Genomic DNA, 19,467 nt, shown 5'->3' with positions numbered 1-19,467 from the left:
GGATGACAGCGCGGAGCCCTGCATGACTTACCTGGAGTTCGAAAAGCCCCTTGCCGATCTTGAAGGCAAGGCCGAGGAACTGCGGGCGCTGGCCCGAAAGGGCGAGGGCGTCGATCTGGAAAAGGAGGCGGCGGCCCTGGACCGCAAGGCCGAGGAGATGCTGCGCGACCTCTACCGGCAGCTCGATCCCTGGCGCAAGACGCAGGTCGCCCGCCACCCCGAACGGCCGCATTGCCGCGACTACATCGAGGCGCTTTTCACCGAATACACGCCGCTCACCGGCGACCGCGCCTTTGGCGAGGATCACGCGGTCATGGGCGGGCTGGCGCGGTTCAAGGACCAGCCCTGCGTCGTCATCGGCCATGAAAAGGGCAACGACACCAAGTCGCGCATCTTTCACAATTTCGGCATGGCCCGCCCCGAGGGCTATCGCAAGGCGATCCGGCTGATGGATGTCGCCGACCGCTTCCGCCTGCCGGTGATCACGCTGGTCGACACGCCCGGCGCCTATCCCGGCAAGGGCGCCGAGGAACGCGGGCAGTCCGAGGCCATCGCCCGCTCGACCGAGAAATGCCTGCAGATCGGCGTGCCGCTGGTTTCGGTCATCATCGGCGAGGGCGGCTCGGGCGGGGCGGTGGCCTTTGCTACGGCGAACCGCATCGCCATGCTGGAACATTCGATCTATTCGGTGATCTCGCCCGAGGGCTGCGCCTCGATCCTGTGGAAGGATGCCGAGAAGATGCGCGAGGCGGCGCATGCGCTGAAGCTGACGGCGCAGGATCTGAAGAAGCTCGAGGTAATCGACCGCATCATCGCCGAACCCATGGGCGGTGCGCAGCGCGCACCCGCCGAGGCGGTCGCGGCGGTGGGAGAGGCGATCGCGGCCATGCTGGGCGAGCTGTCCGGCCGGAAGCCCGTCGAGCTGATCCGCGACCGGCGGCAGAAATTCCTGGCCATGGGCTCGAAGGCGCTGGCCTGAACGCCCGCCGCCTTCTGGTCGGCTAGTCGAAAAACGAAAACAGGCGTACGACGCCTCCCCGGTCCGGCTCGTCATGATCCGGTGCCGAACCTTCGTATCTTCTCTGTTGTCCAAATACCCATGCGGCAGTGCCCGCTGGCGCTGCCGCATGGGTATTTGGACAACGAAGAAGCACCGGGCGCGCCGCGGTTTGCGGGGCGGTTCTTTCCGTTTTCCAAATACCCAGCCGACGCTGCCCCTGGGCGCGGCCGCAGGAGTATTTGCGAAACGGTGAAAGCGCGCAATCAGCCGCGGGCGGCCTGGATGGATGCCTCGAGGATGTCCAGCGCCTCGTCGAAGACCGCGTCGGGGATGGTCAGCGGCGCGAGGAAGCGGATCACATTGCCATGGACACCGCAGGTCAGCAGGATCAGCTTGCGCGCCAGCGCCTCTTCCCGGACGCGGTTGGCGAAATCCGGGCTGGGCCTGTCGGTGCCGGCGATGTTGAACTCGACCGCGTTCATGAAGCCGGGGCCGCGGATGTCCACGATCTCGGGCACAGTCTCGGCGATCCCGGCCAGGCGCTGCTTGAGCCGCTGGCCGAGGCGGGTGGCGCGGTCGCAAAGCCCCTCGTCCGCGATCACGTCCAGCACGGCATGGGCGGCGGCGACCGCCAGCGGGTTGCCGGCATAGGTGCCGCCCAGGCCGCCCGGCGCCGGGCTGTCCATGACGTCGGCGCGGCCGGTGACGGCGCTGATCGGCAGCCCGCCGCCCAGCCCCTTGGCCATGCAGGTCAGGTCGGCGGCGACGCCGTGGTGTTCCATCGCGAACAGCTTGCCGGTGCGGGCGAAGCCGGTCTGCACCTCGTCGGCGATGAGCAGGATGGAATACTGGTCGCAGATCTGGCGCAGGCGCTGGATGAAGCCCGGCGGCGCTTCGTAGAAGCCGCCCTCGCCCTGCACCGGCTCGACGATGATGGCGGCGACGCGCGAGGGGTCGATGTCGGCCTTGAACAGCCGGTCGAGCGCGGCCAGCGCGTCCTCGGCCGTGACGCCGTGCAGTTGGTTCGGGAAGGGCAGGTGCCAGATGTCGTTCATCATCGGTCCGAACCCGGCCTTGTAGGGCTGGACCTTGCCGGTCAGCGACATGCCCAGGAAGGTGCGGCCATGGAAGCCGCCGGCAAAGGCGATGACGCCGGCGCGGCCGGTGTGGTGGCGGGCGATCTTGACCGCGTTCTCGACCGCCTCGGCGCCGGTGGTGTAGAAGGCGGTCTTCCTTGGCCCCTCGCCGGGGACGAGCGCGTTCAGCCGCTCGGCCAGGGCGACGTAGTTTTCATAGGGCACGACCTGGTGGCAGGTATGGGTGAAGCGGTCGAGCTGCACCTTCACCGCCTCGACCACCCGCGGGTGGCGGTGGCCGGTATTGACCACGGCGATGCCGGCGGCGAAGTCGATATAGCGATTGCCGTCCTTGTCCCAGATCTCGGCATTCTCGGCGCGCTCGGCATAGACCTGCGTGGTCATGCCCACCCCGCGCGAGATGGCGGCGTTCCTGCGGTCGGTCAGGCTGGTCATCGGCCCCTCCTCGATGCGATTCGCAGGTGATGCTATACGCGGCCCGGCGATCCGAACAGGCCCGCTTGCGCGCACCCATGCGATGCTTCAGGCTGTGGCCATGTTCCCGATCCGCGACCATAACCCCTCGGCGCGCACGCCCTATGTCACCCATGCGCTGATCCTGCTGAACGTGGCGATGTTCCTGATCACCATGCCCTGGGCGGGCGGGCAGGTCGGGCTGTGGCACCGGCTGGCGCTTTACCCGGTCGCCATCGCCCATGGCGAATGGCTCTGGGGGCTGGCCACGCATATGTTCCTGCATGCCGGGATCCTGCATCTCGCCGGCAACATGCTGTTCCTGTGGGTCTTTGGCGACAACCTCGAGGACCAGATGGGCGGGCTGGGCTTCCTGGTCTTCTACCTGGCCTGCGGGCTTGCCGCGGCGGGGGCGCAGATCGCCGCGGTTCCGATGGGCGACATTCCCATGGTCGGCGCCTCGGGCGCCATCGCTGGGGTGATGGGGGGATACCTGCTGATGTTCCCGCGCGCCCGCGTCGACGTGATCGCCATCATCATCGTCATCATCCGCCGCTTCACCATCCCGGCCTGGGTGCTGCTGCTGGCCTGGTTCGGCATCCAGCTCTTGGCCAGTGCCAGCATGGTCGACGACGGCGTGGCCTATGTCGCCCATGCCGCCGGTTTCCTGGCCGGGATCGTGCTGGCGGTGCCGGTCTTTTTGCGCCGGGGCGGGCCGGGCTTCTGGCGGCGCACCCATGGCCGGCCGCCGCATGCACCGAGCTATGCCCCCTCGCGCATCCCGCGGGTGCGGCGCTAGAGCTGGCCGCGGCTCATGTGGCGCTTGCCGGCGAAGCCGGGGGCGCGGCTGACCGCGAAGCCCGCCGCCGCCAGCGCCCGGCGCACATGGCCCGCCGCGGTATAGGTGGCGAAGGTGCCGCCCGGCGCGGTATGGGCCGCCACCTCGGCCATCAGCGCCTCGCCCCAAAGCTCGGGGTTCCGCGCGGGCGAGAAGCCGTCGAGGAACCAGGCATCGGCGCGGCCCTGCCAGCGCGGCAGCGCGTCGCGGGCATCGGCGCGGATGATCTCGGCCGCGACGGTGCCCAGGGTGAAACGCGGCTGCGGCCAATTGTCGCGCAGCTGGTGCGCCAGCGGCTCCAGTTCGGGAAAGGCGGCATGGGCGCGGGCCAGTTCGCCCCTGCTCATCGGGAAGGCCTCGAAGCTGGTGAAGCGGATCGGCACGGTGGCGACCTGGGCCAGCGCCAGCAGGTTCAGCCCGGTGCCGAAGCCCAGCTCGGCCACGTGAAAGCCCGGCCGCAGCCGCTGGGGCAGGTCGTTGCCGGCCAGGAAGACGTGGCGCGTTTCGTCGAGCCCGCCGTTCAGGCTGAAATAGGGATCGTCGAAGCGGCGCGAGACGGGGATCGCGCCCTCGCGCCAGTCCAGATCGGCGCTGCTCTGGTCGGACGGCTGCATTCGCGCTAACTCCTCTTTGCAGCGGCAGATGCGGCGAAAGGGACCGGATGGCAAGCGAAATCACGGTGGCGGGCGGCGGGATCTTCGGCCTGGCCTGCGCCTGGGAACTGACGCGGCGCGGCCGCAAGGTGCGGCTGTTCGAGGCGGATCGGATCGGCGCCGGCGCCTCGGGCGGGCATGTGGGCGCGCTGGCGCCGCATGCGCCCGAGAACTGGAACGACAAGAAGCAGGTGCAGCTGGACGCGCTGGTCGCGGCTACGGATTGGTGGGCCGAGGTCGGGGCCGCGGGCGGCGTCGATCCCGGCTATGCCCGCACCGGCCGCATCCAGCCCGTGGCCCCAGGCGCCGAGGCGCGCATGGCCGAGCGGATCAGGGCCGCCCGCGCCCATTGGCCGCAATGGGCGGGGATGGAACTGACCGAACGGCCGCAGGCGGCGCTGGTCCCGGTCTCGCCCTTGGGGCTGTGGCTGGTGGACCGGCTGACCGCCCGGATCAGCCCGCGCCGGGCCGGCGCGGCGCTGGCCGCCGCAATTCGCGCCCAGGGCGGCGAGATCGTCGAGGGGCAGGCCGCCCCCGATGCCCCGGCGATCTGGGCGACCGGGGCGGCGGGGCTGGCGCCCTTTGGCGGCAATGGCGTCAAGGGCCAGTCGGCCCTGCTGGCGCTGGACATGGCCGATGCCCCGCAGGTCTTTGCCGACGGCATCCATGTCATTCCCCATGCCGACGGGACGGTGGCGATCGGCTCGACCACCGAACGCGACGTGCTGGAGCGGCGGACGGACGAACAGCTCGAGGCGGTGATCGACAAGGCCCGCGTGCTGTGCCCGGCGCTGGCGGATGCCCCGGTGATCGACCGCTGGGCCGGCATCCGGCCCCGTGCCCGGTCGCGGGCGCCGCTGGTCGGGCCATGGCCGGGGCGGCCCGGCCATTACGTTGCCAATGGCGGCTTCAAGATCGGCCTGGCGATGGCGCCGGCCATTGCCGCGATGCTGGCCGACCTGATGCTCGAGGGCCGCGACCGCATCCCGCCGGGCTTCTGGCCCAAGCTCAGGGCAGGGGGCTGACGCCGATCACCGGCAGGTGCAGGTAAAGCAGCGCCGCCCAGGCCAGCGCTGCCAGGGCCAGGCGCGGCCAGGTCAGGCGCAGCGACGCGCCCCGCCGCAGACTGATCGCCAGGCCGAACAGCGCATAGGCCAGCAACAGCCCGAACAGGATGACATGCGCCAAATCGCCGTTCGCGACCAGATGCACCGCGCCCCACAGGGTAAAGCCGGCCATCAGCCCGGCCATGCCGCCCAGGGTCGCCGCCAGTACCGCAACCGGCATGACCAGGTTGACCAGCCAGCGCATCCAGGGCTGCTGCGGCCAGATCTCGACAAAGGGCGCCCGGCCCGCGGCCAGGATCAGCCAGTAAAGCAGCGCCAGCGACAGCAGGCTGTAGCCGGCGACATAGGCGCGCTTGCCCAGCCGCGCGACCAGCGGCCCGCGCAGCCGCGCCGGTATGACATGCGAGCCCAGGAAGGCCGCCAGCGCCAATGCGAATTCGCCCCATTCCATGCCGGAAGCCTAGCCTTGCGCCCGCGGGACGGCAATCCGCGTTGACGCCGCGCGTTCCTGCGGCATGATGGCGCAAAAAGAGGACCGCATGACCCGCCTTCAGAAAGCTTTCGACGCCATCGACAAGGCCAATGCCGCCGATCCGCATCTCAGCCCCGACGGCCAGCCCGAGGCGCTGCTCTACGGCCAGCGCATGACGGCCGAGCAGCAGGCGCTTTATCCCGACGCCTCGGAACCGCTGCGCATCGCCTGCCGCGGCCAGCATGTCGAGCGCTGGCAACTGCCGCGCGACGCCTATCCGATGGACCGCGCCGGCTACCTGGCCTGGCGCACCGAACAGGGCCGCCGCCACGCCGCCCGCATCGCCGGCATCATGCGCGAGGCCGGCTATGGCGACGAAGATGTCGCGGCGGCCGAAAAGATGCTGACCAAGCAGGGCATCAAGCGCGACGGCGCGGTGCAGGCGCTGGAGGACGTGGCCTGCTTCACCTTCATCCGCTGGTACATGGGCCCCTTCGCCGAGGGGCGCGACGCCGAGGAACTGCAGCGCATCGTGGAAAAGACCGCGCGCAAGATGTCCGCCATGGCCCGCGCCCGCGCGCTGGAGGAATTCGCCATCCCCGAGCCCTTCGCCGCCGCCTTCCGTGCATAGGGTGCCGCCCCAGGTTTTGATCGTCGCCCATGGCCAGCCCGGCGACCCCGCCCCGCAGCAACAAGCCATCGAGGCGCTGGCCGCCCGCATCCATGTCCCCGGTGCGCAGGTCCGGGGCGCGACGCTGGCCATGCCCGGCGCGCTGGACCGGGCGGATGACGAGACGCTGATCTATCCGCTGTTCATGGCGACGGGCTGGTTCACCCGCAGCGAACTGCCCCGCCGGCTGGCGCTGGCCGGCGCGGCGCAGGCCCGCATCCTGCCGCCCTTCGGCAGCGATCCCGGCCTGCCCGCGCTCTGCCTCGCCCAGGTCGCCGGGGCGGCCGAGGCGCAGGGCTGGCGGCTGGCCGAAACCCATGTGCTGGTCGCTGCCCATGGCTCTGGCCGCTCGCGCGCGCCGTCCGAGGCCGCACGGCAGATCGCGGCAAGCCTCGCCCCGCACGCCGCCGCCGCGACCTGCGGCTTCATCGAGGAAGCGCCCCATATCGCCGAGGCCGCCCGCGGCCTGCCCGCGCAGGCGATCTGCCTGCCGCTCTTTGCCACCCAGGCCGATCACGTCACAGACGACCTGCCCGCGGCCCTCTCCCAGGCGGGCTTCCAAGGCCTCCTCCTGCCCCCCGTCGGCCTTGCCCCCGAGGTTCCGGCGATGATCGCCAGGGCCATCGGCCGCGCGCTTTAGCTCTTCATGAACCGCCGCCGCGCCTCGATGGCGATGGCGCGGCGCATCTCCAGATCGGCGATTCGCGCCAGCGCCGCATCGCGCTCGGCCCCTTCCGGGACCCCGGCCAGCGCCGTGCGCTCGGCGTCGATACGCTTCTTCAGCACGATCTCTTCGGGCAGGACACCGGCCTCGGCCATGATCCGAAAGCCGATGGCCTCGCCCGTCTCGGGCTCATGCCGCTGCGGCAAGGGCTTGCCCTCGCCCTCCAGGCCCGAAAGCTTGCCCTCGGCCCTGGCCTTCAGCATCATCCGTTCGGCAATCCGTTCCAGCCAGCGCATCCCGCCCGCCTTTCCGTTTCCCAAATACCCCTGCGACCGAGCCACCGGCACGGCGCAAGGGCCGGGGGCTTACATCGCCGCCAGCTGCGCCAGCGCCGCGCGGATGCGGGCCAGGTCGTCCTCGAGCGCGGCGAGCTTCTCGCGCGTCTCCTCGATCACCTCCGGCTCGGCATTCTCGACAAAGCGCGGATTGGCCAGCCGCCCGCGCAGGCCCGAGGCGTCCTTCTCGGCCTTGGCGGCGGCCTTTTCCAGCCGCGCGGTCTCGGCGCCGACGTCGATCATCGCGCCCACCGGCAGGGCAAAGCTCGCCCCCAGCGCCGCGACCGAGATCATGCCCGGTCCCATGACGCCCTCGACCGGCGCGTTCACCCGCGCCAGCCGCTCGATCAGCGGGGCGTTGGCGGCCAGCGCCGCCCGCGCCGCATCGTCGGCCTCGGTCACGATCAGGTCGGGGCGGGCGCCGGCCGGCACGCCGATCTGGGCGCGGGCCGAGCGGATGGCCTCGACCAGCGAGATCACCCAGTTCATCTGCCGGTCGGCCTCGGCGTCGATCAGCTCGGCGCCATAGGCGGGCCAGTCGCCATGCACCAGCATCCGCTGGCGATCCCCGGTCAAGGACCACAGCTCCTCGGTGACGAAGGGCATGATCGGGTGCAGCAGGGTGTAGCACTGGTCCAGCACCCAGCCCATGGTGGCCTGTGTTTCCTCGCGATACTCGCCGTCGAACAGGGGCTTGGAGAACTCGACATACCAGTCGCAGACCTTGCCCCAGACGAAGGCGTAAAGCCCCGAGGCCGCGTCGTTGAAGCGGAAGCCGGCCAGCGCCTCGTCGGTGGCCTGCCGGATGCGGGCGACCTCGCCGATGATCCAGCGGTTCACCACATGCCGGGGCTGGGGCCGCGCACCGCCGCCGCGAACGCCGTTCATCTCGGCAAAGCGGGTGGCGTTCCAGATCTTGGTGACGAAATTGCGGTTCGCCTCGACATGCTTCGGCCCCAGCTTGGGGTCGCGGCCCATGGCGGCCATGCTGGTCAGGGTAAAGCGCAGCGCGTCGGCGCCGTATTCGTCGATCAGGGTCAGCGGGTCGATGACGTTGCCTTTCGACTTCGACATCTTGGCGCCCTTTTCGTCGCGCACCAGCCCGTGGACATAGACGGTGCGGAACGGCACCTGCCCGACCACGGCCAGCTGCATCATCATCATCCGGGCGACCCAGAAGAAGATGATGTCGAAGCCCGTCACCAGCACGTCGGTCGGGAAATAGCGGCGCAGCTCGGCCGTGTCCTCGGGCCAGCCCAGCGTGCCGATGGGCCACAGCCCCGAGGAAAACCAGGTATCCAGCACATCCGCGTCGCGCCAGACCGGATAGACCAGCTTCGTCGGATCCTGCGTCAGGTTGTAATCGGCCAGCCCCTGGGCAAAGGCGTCGATGGCGGCCTCGCGGCCCGCGACCTCGATGACGCGGGCCATCTCCAGCGGCACCGGCAGTTCGGCGATGGAATCGCGGAACTTCTCGACCACCTCGGCAAGGCTCGACGCGGCATGGTGGATCTCGTCGCGATGGACCAGGCCCTCTTCCAGCAGGGCAAAGATTTCGACCTCGTCCAGGACACCGTCATGGTCGTCCTCGACCTGGCCCTCCAGCCGCAGGTCGAGCCCGTACCAGACCGGGATCTGGTGGCCCCACCACAGCTGGCGGCTGATGGTCCAGGGCTCGATGTTCTCCAGCCAGTGGAAATAGACCTTTTCATGCTGCTCGGGCAGGATGCGGGTCTGGCCCGAGCGCACCGCCTCCAGCGCCGGGCCGACGATCCTGGCGGTGTCCACGAACCACTGGTCGGTCAGCATCGGCTCGATGACCACGCCCGAGCGGTCGCCAAAGGGCTGCATGATCGGCTTGCTGTCCACCAGGGCGCGGCGTTCCAGATGCTCGGCGCCGGTTTCCTTGTCGATGGACTTGTGCAGATAGGTGACGGCCAGCCCTTCGCCGGTGATCGCCTCGACCACCCGGGCCCGCGCCTCGTAGCGGTCGAGGCCGCGCAGCTCCTCCGGCACCAGGTTCACGTTCGAGACGTCGCCCACGTCCTCGCCCCGCGCGGCGCGGGTGGCGATCTCGGCGCTTTCCTCATAGCCGAGGCCGTCGTCGCGCATCCGCCCCTTGCCGTCCATCAGCACGTAAAGCGGGATGCCCGCGCGCATGGCCACGGCATAGTCGTTGAAGTCATGCGCCCCGGTGATCTTGACCGCGCCCGAGCCGAAATCCGGGTCGGGATATTCGTCGGTGATGATCGGGATCAGGCGGCGGTGTTCCTTGGGCCCGACCGGGATCTCGCAAAGCTTGCCGACGATGGGGGCATAGCGCGCATCGTCCGGGTGGACCGCGACCGCGCCGTCGCCCAGCATGGTCTCGGGCCGGGTGGTGGCGATGGAGATATAGTCGCGGGTCTCGCGCAGGGTGACGTTGCCGTCGGCGTCGCGTTCCACGTATTCATAGGTCTCGCCGCCGGCCAGCGGATACTTGAAATGCCACATATGGCCGGGAACCTCGCGGTTCTCGACCTCGAGGTCGGAAATCGCCGTCTCGAAATGCGGATCCCAGTTGACCAGCCGCTTGCCGCGATAGATCAGGCCCTTGTCGTGCATGTCCACGAAGACCTTGATGACGGCATCGTGGAAATTGCCTTCCTCGCCCTCGGGCGCGCCGGGGGCGCCGGACATGGTGAAGGCGTTGCGCGACCAGTCGCAGGATGCGCCCAGGCGCTTCAGTTGCTCGATGATGGTATGGCCGGATTCCTGCTTCCAGGCCCAGACCTTCTGCAGGAAGGCCTCGCGCCCGATGTCGCGGCGGTTCGGTTCCTGCCGCTCGGCCATGCGGCGTTCCACGACCATCTGCGTGGCGATGCCGGCATGGTCCTGGCCGGGCTGCCACAGCGTGTCGAAGCCGCGCATCCGGTGCCAGCGCACCAGGATGTCCTGCAAGGTGTTGTTCAGCGCGTGGCCGATATGCAGGCTGCCGGTCACGTTCGGGGGCGGGATCACCACCGAGAAGCTTTCCGCCCCCGGCTTCGCATTGGCGCCCGCGGCGAAGGCATTGCTTGCCGCCCATTCCCGCGCGATCCGCGCCTCGGCGGTCCCGGCGTCGAAATTCTTGTCCATGGCCATGTCGCTTACCCCTTGAATTGCCCAAGGGGATAGCGAAACCATGGCGAAAGGCCAAGAGGCGCTAGAGAAACCGCGCTGCAATCCCGTCCTTGAACGGGAACCAGCCGTAATAGGGCCGCGCGCCCTCGATCACCCGCTGGACCGAGGGTCGCGCCACCAGCCGTTCGAAATACGCGCTCAGGCGCGGATGATCCGCAAAGGGATGGATGGCGCCGGCATAGAACAGTGCCGGAAAGGCCGCGCAATCGGCCAGGCCGAAGCCCCCGGCGATCCAGTCGCGGCCGTCAAGCTGGCGGTCCAGCGCGGCATAGGCCAGGTCCAGCTTGCCGCGGGCAAAGGGCGCGACCCGTTCCTCGGCCCCCTCGGCCATGAAGATGCGGGCATCGACGATCTGCTGCATCATCTGCATGACCTGGAAATCCAGGAAGCGATCCCATTGCCGCGCCGGCAGCGAGGCGTCGGGGTCTGGGTCCAAGAGCCGCTGCGGCCCGGAATGATGCCGGTCCAGCCATTCGATCATCAGCGAGCTTTGCGACAGCACCAGATCGCCCTCGCGCAGCGCCGGCATCCGGCCCATGGGTTCGACCGAGCGCATCAGCGCCCGGTCGCTTTCGTCACCCAGGTCGATGTGGCGAAACTCGAAATCCGTCCCCAGTTCGTGAAGCGCGATCAGCACCTTTTGCGTATAGGAGGACAGCGGGTGGCCATAGAGCGTCAGCATCACGCGGCCTGCGCGAAATGCGCGACTTGTGCGGCATGGGCGCGCTGGAAGGCCGGGCGGGCGGTGATGCGGTTCATGTAGGCCGCCAGCACCGGATAGGCGGCAAGCTCGCCCAGGCTGTCGACGAGGCGTAGCACGTCGGCCAGCAATATGTCGGCGATGGTGAAGCGGCCGGCGGCGATGAAATCCCGCCCCTCCAGCACCGGCACCAGCTGCGCCAGGCGTTCGCGCAGGCGCGGCAGGGCCAGTTCCTCGGCCCGCGCGTCCTGGTCGAAGATCCGCGCCAGCGCCATGGCCATCACCGGGGGCTCCAGCGTGTTGAGCGCGGCGATCAGCCATTGCTGCGTCTCGGCCCGCGCGGCGGCGTCGCGCGGCATCAGCGCCTCGGCGCGCTCGCCCAGGTAAAGCAGGATCGCGCCGCTTTCGAACAGCGACAGATCGCCGTCGCGCAGGATCGGCACCTGGCCAAAGGGCTGGCGGGCGAAATGCTGCGCGGTCTTTTCGCGCACGCTGGTGGTCTCGATCCGATAGGGCAGGCCGGCTTCCTCGCAGGCCCAGCGGATGCGCAGGTCGCGGACATAGCCCACGGCAAAGGGCGGCACCCAATCATAGGTGGTGATGACGAAGGTCATGGCTTACTCCTGCCGGGCGAACTCGGCGTCGATTTCGATGGTGATCGGATCGGTGAAGAATTCGTTCATGCCATGGGCCTGCGGGTCGATCTGGGTCCGGGCATGGATGCCGATCAGGTCGCGGATGATCGGATTGCCGGATTCGTCGCCGGTATAGCCCTTGCCGGCGCCGATCAGGGTCACGTCGAATGTGGCGGGCCGGGTCTGGCCCAGCAGCGTCAGCTGGCCCGAAACCTTGCCCTCGGTCGGGCTTTCCGCCGCGAAACTGTCGGCGGTGAAGCGCGCGGTGGGGTTCGCCGCGCCGTCCAGATAGTCCGGGCCGGTCAGGATCTCGGCAAAGCCGGCGACCGGGGTCATGATCGAGGCGATCTCGACCTCGGCTTCCAGCCGGCTTTGCGCCGGGTCGTCCGGGTTCCAGTCGAGCCGACCCGAGACGGCGCCAAAGCGGAACACGCTGACCGAAAAGCCCATATGCGGCACGCGGGCCTGCACCGCCGAATGCGCCGGGTCCAGCCGATAGGCCCCGGCGGCTGCGGCGTGATAGTCCTGCTGGCCGCGCGGGATGCTGTCCGGCGTCACCTCCTGGGCCGCAGCGGGTGCGGCCCAGAGGGCAAGCGCGATCAGGGATGCGCGGATCATGGCGTTTCGTCCTTGGGCCCGACCACGGCGAAATGCGCGCCCTGCGGGTCGCGCGCCACCGCGATGAAGGCCGAGCCGGGCACCTCGATCGGGCCGTGCAGAACCTCGCCGCCGCCCTCGCGGATGCGGGTGATGGCGGCATCGACGCCGTTCACGCCGAAATAGGCCAGCCAGCAAGGCACCGGCGCCTCGCCCAGGCCCATCATGCCGCCGATGTCGCCGCCCTGCCAGGAAAACAGCTGGTAGGTGCCCATCTCGCCCATGTCCATGGCGGTGGACTTGGTCCAGCCGAACAGCTCGGCATAGAAGTCGAAGCCCGCGCCGGGGTCGGTGGACATCAGCTCGATCCAGTTGCCGTGGCCTTCCTTGCTTTGGTTCCAGGCCCCGGATTCGACCGGGGGCTGCGGGTCCATCGGCGCCGGTTGCAGGATGCCGAAAGTCGCGCCCTGCGGGTCGGTGAGGACGGCAAAGCGCCCGGTGCCGGGAATGTCGGCCGGCTCGCGAAACACCTTGCCGCCCAGGGTCTTGACCTTGGCCGCGGTGGCATCGGCATCGTCCACGTCGAAATAGATCATCCAGAAGGGCGGGACGCCGGCGCAGTCGTCCGGCATCTCCATCAGCCCGGCGACCATGTCGTCGCCGTGGCTGGCGAGGTGATAGGTAAAGCCCTCCATCCCGGAATCGGCGGTCGTCCAGCCGAGGACCTTGCCATAGAAGGTCTCGGCCGCGTCGAGCCCGCCCTTGGCGGTGGACAGCTCGAACCAGCAGGGTTTGCCGTGATACATGGTTCCCTCCGTCAGGCTTTCACGTCCACGATGGGCTCGAACCCGCCCCACATCATGCGCATGCCGTCGAAGGGCATCTCGGGCGGCGCCTGCATCTCGGGGTCGGAGGTCATCTTTTCCTGCGCCGCGTCCGAGGTCGCCTTGTCGGGCCATTCGATCCACGAGAACACCACGGTCTCGTCGTCCTTGGCCTGGGTGGACATGTAGAAGTCGTTTACCTTGCCGTGGGGCACGTCCACGCCCCAGGCCTCGACCATGCGCAGCGCGCCATAGCGCTTGAACATGGGCCAGGCCGCATTGGCCATGTCGATGTATTTCTGCTTGTTCGCGGTCGGAACCGCCAGCAGGAAACCGGAGTAGTAGGTCATCTCTCTTCCTCCTCATCGGGCGCGAGATGCGCCAATGAGTCGCAGGCTGGCAGTTGAAGTATGAAAAAGCAACTGCTAATATCCAAACATGACTGATACCGGCAAGATCTCGCGACTGCGCTATGAAGAAGGGTGCCTTGGCGCCCATGCGCTGAATTTCATCGGCGACCGCTGGGCGCTTCTGGTGGTGCGCGAATTGATGTTTGCGCCCAAGCGCTTCCAGATGATCCGCGCCGGGCTGCCGGGCGTCACGGCCAGCGTGCTGACCCAGCGCCTGACCCAGCTGGTGCAGGCGGGGGTGGTGGCGCATGACGACGTGCTGGGGCTTTATGCGCTGACCGATGCCGGCCGGGCGCTGCATCCGGTGCTGCGCGAGCTGTGCCGCTGGGCGCTGCTGATGCCGGGGCACGACCCGCGGAAATTCATCAGCATTTCCGCGCTGATGATCTCGATCGCGGCCACGGTGGACCAGGCGGCTGCCGCCGGATCACCGCTGCGCGCGGGCTTCGTCTCGGGCAAGGAGGGATTCGAGGTCGCGCTTTCCGCGCAAGGTGCGCCGCAGGTGCGGGCGGTGCGTGCGCCCGAGGCGGATTTCGTGCTGGAGGGTTCGGGCAATGCGCTGGCGGCCGCGGTCTATGGGCCGGGGCCGGCGGTGCTGGCCTCGGCCGGGCTGGTGGCGCTGCGCGGCGACCGCAGCGCCGCGCAGCAGTTCACGGCGCTGTTCCGCCTGGAGCCTCAGACCAGGTCCAGCAGCGATTCGCCTGACGAGACCGAGCAGGCGCTGGGCGCCTCTTCGACCTGAAGCTCTTCGATGGTGCCGTCGTTGACCAGCATGGCATAGCGTTTCGAGCGGCCGTTGATCCAGCCCGCACCCTGGATGTTCAGCCCCAGCGCCTTGGTGAAGCTGCCGTCGGCATCGGCCAGCACCTCGATTCCGGCATCGGCCGCGCCGGTATCCGCGGCCCATTTCCCGGCGACGAAGGGGTCGTTCACCGTGATGCAGACCAGGCGCGAGACGCCCTTGTCGCGGAAATTGCCGGCATTCTTCACGAAGCTGGGCATATGGGCGTTGGTGCAGGTCGGCGTATAGGCGCCGGGCACGGCGAAGATCGCCACCAGGCCCTGGGCCAGGTCGGCGGCGGCCACTTCCTCGGGGCCGTTGGCGCCCAGTTTCAACAGCTTGCCTTCGGGCAGCTTGTCGCCTTTTGCGATGGACATGCGCGGTTCCTCCGTCAATTGCATCGTTCCGGGCGCGACTATAGGCTCTGCGCCGCGGGCAAACCAGCGAGGGCGAAGAATGAACATCGTGATCCTTGGCGCGGGGCAGGCGGCGGCCTCTCTGGCGGCGAAGCTGCGCGGGCTGGGGCATCGGGGCGGCATCGTGGTCATCGGCGACGAGCCCGCGCCGCCCTATCAGCGCCCGCCGCTGTCCAAGGCCTACCTTTTGGGCGAGATGGGGCTGGACCGGCTGACGCTGCGCGCCCCGGACTGGTGGCAGGAACAGGGCATTGCCCTGCACCTGGGCGCGCGCGCCACGCGCATCGACCGCGACCGCCGCATGGTGGCGACGGGGCGCGGCGAATATCCCTATGACCAGCTTGCCCTGACGCTGGGCGCGACCCCGCGCCGCCTGCCGGCCGCGATGGGCGGCGAATTGCCGGGCGTGCATGTGGTCAGGAACCTGGCCGACATCGCGGGCGTCCAGCCGGCGCTGGTCGCCGGGCGTCGTCTGGTGGTGATCGGCGGCGGCTATATCGGGCTGGAGGCCGCGGCCGTGGCCCGCAAGCTGGGGCTGGCGGTCACGCTGGTCGAGGCCGCGCCGCGCATCCTGGGCCGCGTCGCCGCGCCCGAGACCGCGGAGATGATCCGCGCCCTGCACCGCGCCCATGGCGTCGAGATCGTCGAGGGCACCGGCATCGCCCGCATCACCGGCTCGGATGCCGCGGATGGGGTCGAGCTGACGGACGGCCGCCGCCTGCCGGCCGACCTGGTGATCTGCGGCATCGGCATCGCGCCGGAAACCGCGCTGGCCGAGGCCGCCGGGCTGGCCATCGACAACGGCATCGCCACCGATGCGCTTGGCCGCACCTCGGACCCGGCGATCTGGGCGGCGGGGGATTGCGCCAGTTTCCCTACTTCGGACGGCCGGCTGCGGCTGGAAAGCGTCGGCAATGCCATCGACATGGCCGAGGCGGTGGCGGCGAACATGCTGGGCGCCGATGCCCCCTATGTGCCCAAGCCCTGGTTCTGGTCGGACCAGTTCGACGCGAAACTGCAGATCGCCGGGCTGAACCTGGGTTACGACCGGGTGGTGACGCGGCCGGCGGCGAATGGCGGCTCGGTCTGGTATTTCAGGGGCGGCCGGCTGATCGCGGTGGATGCGCTGAACGATGCCCGCGCCTATATGATCGGCAAGCGGCTGATCGAGGCCGGCCGCTCGCCCGAGCCCGAGGCGGTGGCCGAGGCGGCCGAGCTGAAGGCGCTGATGGCATGAGAATTGTCGGCGGCACCCTGCGCGGGCTGAAACTGGCCGAGGTCGGCGCGGGCGATCCGGCGGCGCATCTGCGCCCGACCACCGACCGGGTGCGCGAATCGATCTTCAACCTGCTCATCAACGGCACGCATGGCAATCCGATCCCCGGCGCGCGGGTGCTGGACCTGTTCGCCGGCACCGGCGCGCTGGGGATCGAGGCGCTGTCCCGCGGCGCCGCCCGCGTGGCCTTCGTCGATGACGGCGTGGCGGCGCGGGCGCTTTTGCGCGCCAATATCGACAAGGCCCGCGCCATGGGCGCGACCGATGTCTGGCGCCGCGACGCGACCCGGCTGGGCGAGAACCGCGGCGCGCCCTATGGGCTGGTCTTCCTGGACCCGCCCTATGGCCAGGGGCTGGGCGAGCGGGCGCTGGAATCGGCGCTGGCCGGCGGCTGGATCGCACCGGGCGGCGTGGTGGTCTGGGAGGAATCGGCCCCGCCCGGCCCGGTCGCGGGGCTGGAGCAGATCGACCAGCGCAAATATGGCGACACGATTGTCACATTGTTGCGCAGGGGACACGATCAGGCGGCGCGATCCAGCTTGGTGGACAGGTGAATCAGGCTCTCGCTGGAGCGGACGCCGGTCAAACCGCCGATCTGGTCCAGCACATCGTCAAGCTGGCTGGTCGATATGGCGGCCAGTTGCAGCAAAAGATCGACGCGGCCGCTGGTGGTATGGATGCGCTCGACCTCGGGCAGGCTGCGCAGCCGGGCCAGGATCGCCGCTTGGGCGCGCGGCTCGATGGTCAGCAGGCAGGTGGCGCGGATGCGATGCTCGCGCGCGGAATCGCCCAGCCGCAGCGTGTAACCCGCGATGGCGCCCGATGTTTCCAGCCGCTCCAGCCGCGCCTGCACGGTTGAGCGCGCCACCTTGAGCCGCCGCGCCAGAACCGCTACGGACATGCGTGCATCCTGCGCCAGATGGGCCAGAATCCCGCGATCAAGTTCGTCCACCCGCCCACCTGTCGATCTGCCGAAGCTTTCGGCATATTAACGAAGCCGCGGCCCATTTCCACCCTTTTCATTGCAGCAATCGGAACCCATAGGGCGCAGACTTGTTTCCACCCCCACACGCGCACAGGAAGGACATGCCGATGGGACTGACCGAGGGCCGCGGCCCCAAGACCGTCTGGAACAATCCCGCCGAGATCATCCGCAGGCTGGCGCCGGAAAATCCGGTCATGGTCTTTGCCCCTTCGGTCCTGCGCGCCACCGCCCAGCGGTTCCTGCAGGGCTTTCCCGGCCTCGTCACCTATGCGGTCAAGTCGAACCCGGACGAGGCGGTGATCCGCACGCTTTCCGCCGCCGGGATCAAGGGCTTCGACGTGGCCTCGCCCTATGAGATCGACCTGATCGGCCGGCTGGCCCCCGATGCGGCGCGCCATTACCACAACCCCGTGCGCTCGCAGGCCGAGATCGCCCATGCCGTCGAGGCCGGGATCAAGTCCTGGTCGGTGGACAGCCGGTCGGAACTGGACAAGCTTTTCGCCCGCGTGGCCCCCGAGGGCTGCGAGATCTCGCCCCGTTTCAAGCTGCCGGTGCTGGGTGCGGCCTATGACTTCGGCTCGAAGTTCGGCGCCTCGCCGGAACTGGCGGCGGAGTTGCTGCGCGCGGTGGCGGATCGCGGCTATATCCCCTCGCTGACCTTCCATCCGGGCACGCAATGCGTCGATCCGCATGCCTGGGAAAGCTATATCACCACTGCGGCCGAGATCTGCGCCATGGCCGGCGTCCGGGCGCGGCGGCTGAACGTGGGCGGCGGCTTCCCCTCGCATCGCGTGACCGGGGTCGAGCCGGACCTGACCGCGATCTTCGGCCTGATCCGGCGCGTGACCGACGAAGCCTTCGGCGCTGACGCGCCGCAGCTGGTCTGCGAGCCGGGGCGCGGACTATGCGCCGATGCCTTCGCGCTGATCACCCGCGTCAAGGCGGTGCGCGACGGCCAGAACGTCTTCCTGAACGACGGCGTCTATGGCGGGCTGTTCGAACTGCCCATCGTCGGCAACCTCGACCGGCTGCAGGTGCTGACGCCCGAGGGCACCGCGCGCGAGGACGAGCCGATGCCGCGCGTCATCTTCGGCCCGACCTGCGATTCGGTGGACCGGCTGCCGGGCGAGCTGCCCCTGCCGGCCGATATCCAGGAGGGCGACTATATCGTCTTCCACGGCGCGGGCGCCTATTCGACCGTCACCAATACCCGCTTCAACGGGTTCGGGCTGATGGCACACCTGACCGTGAACGCGCTTGAATAGGGATTAATCGACGCTTTGCGTTTCCATGCTAGCGTCGGACCATGGAATCGTCCCGCCCGCCGATATGCCAGGTCGTCCTGATGGACGGCACCTTCGCCTCGCTGACCGAGGGGCGAAGGTCGTCCATCGCCCGCATCCATGCCTTGCTGTCGGGCGAATGCGGGGCGTTGCCGGCCCCGCTTGGGGTGCATTATGCGCCCGGCCAGCAATGGGATGCCTGGCGCACATTGCCGGAACTGGCCATGGGCTCGGCGCTGGAACGGCATATCTGCGACGCCTATGCCTGGCTTGCCCGAGAATGGCGGCCGGGCAATCCGCTGTTCTTCTTTGGCTATTCCCGCGGCGCCTTTGCCGCACGCTCGCTTGCCGGCATGATCGGGCGCGTGGGGCTGCTGACCCATGCCCATGCCTCGCGCCGCAACGTGCAGCAGGCCTGGCAGCTTTACCGCCAGGGCCGCGACCGGCTGGTCGGCCGGCTGGACCCCGCGCTTTGCCACCCGGTCGTGCCGATCCGCATGATCGGGGTTTTCGACACGGTGATGGCGCTGGGGATCCGGCTGCCGCTGCTGTGGATGCTGACCGAGCCGCGCTTTCGCTTTCACGACGCGCATCTGGGCGCCGAGGTCGAGCATGGCGTGCAGGCGCTGGCCCTGGACGAGACGCGGGCCGCCTTCCAGCCGCTGATCTGGGACAGCGCCTCGGCCCCCGGCCGGATCGAGCAGATGTGGTTCCGCGGCTGCCACCCGGATGTGGGCGGCCAGCTGTCCGGGCTGGAATATGCCCGGCCGCTGGCCAATATCCCGCTGGTCTGGATGATGTCGCGGGCCGAGGCCTTTGGCCTGCCGCTGCCCCAGGGCTGGCGCGGGCATTTCGACTGCGACGCGACCGCGCCCTCGGTCGGGTCGTGGCGCAACTGGGGCAAGGCCTTCCTGGCGCGCGCGCCGCGCCTGGCCGGGGCGGACCCGTCCGAAAAGCTGCATCCTTCCGTGCCGCACCCCTATACCGGCCCGGCGCTGCTGGCCGGGGCGCTGGCCGATGCCGCGCCGCCGCGTCCGCATCGCCGGCTGGTCAGGGCAAGGCCGCGGCTTCCCGAAGCGCCGGCCCGGCCGGCGACTGTGCCGCAGCCGGAAATCGCCACGCCTGCGGGACAGGGGCCGGATGGCTGAT

The 19,467-nt window shown here is 69.2% G+C and carries 22 protein-coding genes; 10 read left to right on the top strand and 12 right to left on the bottom strand.

The window, feature by feature from the left end:
* Positions 1 to 22 precede the first annotated feature (22 nt).
* Positions 23 to 979 (top strand): acetyl-CoA carboxylase carboxyltransferase subunit alpha, encoded by a 957-nt coding sequence (locus tag E3U25_RS17770; protein WP_116222024.1) that lies wholly within the window; start codon positions 23 to 25, stop codon positions 977 to 979.
* A 284-nt stretch (positions 980 to 1,263) separates the two neighbouring features.
* Here E3U25_RS17770 and E3U25_RS17765 read toward each other — a convergent pair whose 3' ends face one another.
* Positions 1,264 to 2,532, bottom strand: a complete 1,269-nt coding sequence (locus E3U25_RS17765; RefSeq protein WP_116222025.1) for a 4-aminobutyrate--2-oxoglutarate transaminase — start codon at positions 2,530 to 2,532, stop codon at positions 1,264 to 1,266.
* A 100-nt stretch (positions 2,533 to 2,632) separates the two neighbouring features.
* On the opposite strand from E3U25_RS17765, the gene E3U25_RS17760 reads away from it, so the two are divergent.
* Positions 2,633 to 3,349 carry a rhomboid family intramembrane serine protease gene (locus E3U25_RS17760; protein ID WP_166435532.1) on the top strand — a complete coding sequence of 239 codons (717 nt, stop codon included), beginning with the start codon at positions 2,633 to 2,635 and terminating at the stop codon, positions 3,347 to 3,349.
* On the opposite strand, the gene mnmC2 is transcribed toward E3U25_RS17760, so the two are convergent.
* Positions 3,346 to 4,002, bottom strand: a complete 657-nt coding sequence (mnmC2, locus tag E3U25_RS17755; protein ID WP_116222027.1) for a tRNA (5-methylaminomethyl-2-thiouridine)(34)-methyltransferase MnmC2 — start codon at positions 4,000 to 4,002, stop codon at positions 3,346 to 3,348. The genes E3U25_RS17760 and mnmC2 overlap by 4 nt on opposite strands.
* A 47-nt stretch (positions 4,003 to 4,049) precedes the next feature.
* On the opposite strand from mnmC2, the gene E3U25_RS17750 reads away from it, so the two are divergent.
* Positions 4,050 to 5,066, top strand: a complete 1,017-nt coding sequence (locus E3U25_RS17750) for an NAD(P)/FAD-dependent oxidoreductase (RefSeq protein WP_116222028.1) — start codon at positions 4,050 to 4,052, stop codon at positions 5,064 to 5,066.
* On the opposite strand, the gene E3U25_RS17745 is transcribed toward E3U25_RS17750, so the two are convergent.
* Positions 5,050 to 5,559, bottom strand: coding sequence for an NnrU family protein (locus E3U25_RS17745; RefSeq protein ID WP_036759006.1), 510 nt, complete (start codon positions 5,557 to 5,559; stop codon positions 5,050 to 5,052). The two genes, E3U25_RS17750 and E3U25_RS17745, sit on opposite strands and share 17 nt — an antisense overlap.
* Before the next feature lie 88 nt (positions 5,560 to 5,647).
* Between E3U25_RS17745 and E3U25_RS17740 the strand changes: the two genes are divergently transcribed.
* Complete coding sequence (locus tag E3U25_RS17740) at positions 5,648 to 6,211, top strand: DUF4202 domain-containing protein (RefSeq protein WP_036759070.1); 564 nt, start codon at positions 5,648 to 5,650, stop codon at positions 6,209 to 6,211.
* 1 nt (position 6,212) lies between these two features.
* Positions 6,213 to 6,890, top strand: coding sequence for a sirohydrochlorin chelatase (locus E3U25_RS17735; RefSeq protein WP_052096171.1), 678 nt, complete (start codon positions 6,213 to 6,215; stop codon positions 6,888 to 6,890).
* On the opposite strand, the gene E3U25_RS17730 is transcribed toward E3U25_RS17735, so the two are convergent.
* From E3U25_RS17730 to E3U25_RS17700, 7 genes are all read right to left on the bottom strand, one after another.
* Entirely contained in the window at positions 6,887 to 7,210 is a 324-nt protein-coding gene (locus E3U25_RS17730; RefSeq protein ID WP_036759010.1) for a DnaJ family domain-containing protein, read from the bottom strand. The genes E3U25_RS17735 and E3U25_RS17730 overlap by 4 nt on opposite strands.
* A gap of 69 nt (positions 7,211 to 7,279) precedes the next feature.
* Positions 7,280 to 10,372 carry a valine--tRNA ligase gene (locus E3U25_RS17725; protein WP_116222029.1) on the bottom strand — a complete coding sequence of 1,031 codons (3,093 nt, stop codon included), beginning with the start codon at positions 10,370 to 10,372 and terminating at the stop codon, positions 7,280 to 7,282.
* A gap of 61 nt (positions 10,373 to 10,433) precedes the next feature.
* Complete coding sequence (locus E3U25_RS17720) at positions 10,434 to 11,093, bottom strand: glutathione S-transferase family protein (protein WP_208861602.1); 660 nt, start codon at positions 11,091 to 11,093, stop codon at positions 10,434 to 10,436.
* On the bottom strand, positions 11,093 to 11,725 hold the full coding sequence (locus E3U25_RS17715) for a glutathione S-transferase family protein (RefSeq protein WP_116222031.1): 633 nt from the start codon (positions 11,723 to 11,725) through the stop codon (positions 11,093 to 11,095). Before E3U25_RS17715 ends, E3U25_RS17720 begins: the two co-directional genes overlap by 1 nt.
* Positions 11,726 to 11,728: 3 nt before the next feature.
* Positions 11,729 to 12,364 (bottom strand): YceI family protein, encoded by a 636-nt coding sequence (locus E3U25_RS17710; protein ID WP_116222032.1) that lies wholly within the window; start codon positions 12,362 to 12,364, stop codon positions 11,729 to 11,731.
* A complete protein-coding gene (locus tag E3U25_RS17705; RefSeq protein ID WP_116222033.1) occupies positions 12,361 to 13,149 on the bottom strand; it encodes a VOC family protein in 789 nt (262 codons plus the stop codon). The genes E3U25_RS17710 and E3U25_RS17705 overlap by 4 nt, the downstream gene beginning before the upstream one ends.
* An 11-nt stretch (positions 13,150 to 13,160) precedes the next feature.
* A complete protein-coding gene (locus tag E3U25_RS17700; RefSeq protein ID WP_116222034.1) occupies positions 13,161 to 13,517 on the bottom strand; it encodes a DUF1428 domain-containing protein in 357 nt (118 codons plus the stop codon).
* A gap of 88 nt (positions 13,518 to 13,605) precedes the next feature.
* Between E3U25_RS17700 and E3U25_RS17695 the strand changes: the two genes are divergently transcribed.
* The gene (locus E3U25_RS17695; protein WP_036759025.1) at positions 13,606 to 14,319 is read left to right on the top strand and encodes a winged helix-turn-helix transcriptional regulator; all 714 of its coding nucleotides are present in this window, start codon (positions 13,606 to 13,608) and stop codon (positions 14,317 to 14,319) included.
* On the opposite strand, the gene E3U25_RS17690 is transcribed toward E3U25_RS17695, so the two are convergent.
* Positions 14,253 to 14,735: a peroxiredoxin family protein gene (locus tag E3U25_RS17690; protein ID WP_072461665.1), complete on the bottom strand. Its 483-nt coding sequence runs from the start codon at positions 14,733 to 14,735 to the stop codon at positions 14,253 to 14,255. The genes E3U25_RS17695 and E3U25_RS17690 overlap by 67 nt on opposite strands.
* Before the next feature lie 79 nt (positions 14,736 to 14,814).
* On the opposite strand from E3U25_RS17690, the gene E3U25_RS17685 reads away from it, so the two are divergent.
* Together E3U25_RS17685 and rsmD are read left to right on the top strand one after the other, a co-directional pair.
* Positions 14,815 to 16,011, top strand: coding sequence for an NAD(P)/FAD-dependent oxidoreductase (locus E3U25_RS17685; protein WP_116222035.1), 1,197 nt, complete (start codon positions 14,815 to 14,817; stop codon positions 16,009 to 16,011).
* Positions 16,008 to 16,604, top strand: coding sequence for a 16S rRNA (guanine(966)-N(2))-methyltransferase RsmD (rsmD, locus tag E3U25_RS17680; protein ID WP_116222036.1), 597 nt, complete (start codon positions 16,008 to 16,010; stop codon positions 16,602 to 16,604). Before E3U25_RS17685 ends, rsmD begins: the two co-directional genes overlap by 4 nt.
* Here the strand turns inward: rsmD and E3U25_RS17675 are convergent.
* Positions 16,571 to 17,002 carry an Lrp/AsnC family transcriptional regulator gene (locus E3U25_RS17675; protein WP_024843560.1) on the bottom strand — a complete coding sequence of 144 codons (432 nt, stop codon included), beginning with the start codon at positions 17,000 to 17,002 and terminating at the stop codon, positions 16,571 to 16,573. The genes rsmD and E3U25_RS17675 overlap by 34 nt on opposite strands.
* Positions 17,003 to 17,142: 140 nt before the next feature.
* On the opposite strand from E3U25_RS17675, the gene E3U25_RS17670 reads away from it, so the two are divergent.
* Both E3U25_RS17670 and E3U25_RS17665 read left to right on the top strand, forming a co-directional pair.
* Positions 17,143 to 18,300 carry a type III PLP-dependent enzyme gene (locus tag E3U25_RS17670; RefSeq protein WP_072461690.1) on the top strand — a complete coding sequence of 386 codons (1,158 nt, stop codon included), beginning with the start codon at positions 17,143 to 17,145 and terminating at the stop codon, positions 18,298 to 18,300.
* A gap of 80 nt (positions 18,301 to 18,380) precedes the next feature.
* Positions 18,381 to 19,466, top strand: a complete 1,086-nt coding sequence (locus E3U25_RS17665; protein ID WP_244295169.1) for a DUF2235 domain-containing protein — start codon at positions 18,381 to 18,383, stop codon at positions 19,464 to 19,466.
* Position 19,467 lies beyond the last annotated feature (1 nt).

The organism is Paracoccus versutus (assembly GCF_029909795.1).
Taxonomy (GTDB): Bacteria; Pseudomonadota; Alphaproteobacteria; order Rhodobacterales; family Rhodobacteraceae; genus Paracoccus; species Paracoccus versutus.
Note: the sequence above shows the minus strand (reverse complement) of the source record. Positions and strands in the feature narration are given on the sequence as shown.